The organism is Phytoactinopolyspora endophytica (genome assembly GCF_004138495.1).
GTDB lineage: Bacteria > Actinomycetota > Actinomycetes > Jiangellales > Jiangellaceae > Phytoactinopolyspora > Phytoactinopolyspora endophytica.
Genome location: NZ_ML142876.1, coordinates 37,044 through 37,809, shown reverse-complemented (window position 1 = coordinate 37,809; position 766 = coordinate 37,044). Strand labels below are relative to the sequence as shown.

Annotated in this window: 1 pseudogene; it reads right to left on the bottom strand. The window is 69.6% G+C overall.

Annotated features, from left to right (window positions below):
- Positions 1-759, bottom strand: a pseudogene (locus ELR45_RS32330) (DUF222 domain-containing protein); the annotation flags it as partial.
- Positions 760-766: the final 7 nt, after the last annotated feature.

Below are 766 nucleotides of genomic sequence, written 5' to 3'. Positions count from 1 at the left end.
GCCGCGGTCTCGGGTGATCAACGCGGTGAAGATCCCGGGGGTGACGCAGCGTTCGGTACGTCCGACGCGCAGCGGGACGCCGTGCTGGTCGAGCAGGATGGGGGTGATGTCGGCGTCGCAGGCGATGCGGCGTAGGGCCTCGGATGAGACCGGTCCGCTCCAGGTGAGTTCGGCCGGGGCGACGCCGAAGCGGCGTGCCCAGGTGTCTTGTAACCATCTGGGGGGTGTTTGGTCCTCCTGGTCGGTGTGTAGGTAGAACACCCCGCCATCGTCACCCACGGCGTCGTCACCCACGCCACCGTGGTCGATGCCTACGCCACCGTCCTGGTCGACGTCCGGGCCACTGTGATGGTCGATGTCCGGGCCACTGTGATGGTCGATGTCCGTGCCAGCGGTTTCCGCATCAGTGCCGCAGTTGTCGGGGTCGGGCTCATCGTGGCCGCTGTTGTCGCCGCTGGGATGGTCGGTAGCCCGACGGGGCGTGCGGTCGTGCCCGTTCGTGCGGTCACCGCCGGGGCTGCCGCCGCCGCTGTGGTGGCTGGGCGTGGCCTTCCCACCGCCGGTGCCGCCGCTGCTGTTGTTGCCGCTCCCGTTGTCGTTGCTGTTGCTGCTGCCTCCTCCGCCACCGCCGTGGTGGTTGTGATTGAGCAGGGTGGTGAGGTTGGCGAGTAGTAGGAGTTGGGCGGGGTGGCCGTGTCGGCTGGGCAGGTGGTCGGTGCCGAGGTGGCGGCGGGCGAGCTCGGTGAGGGCGTCGGCCATGCGCTGA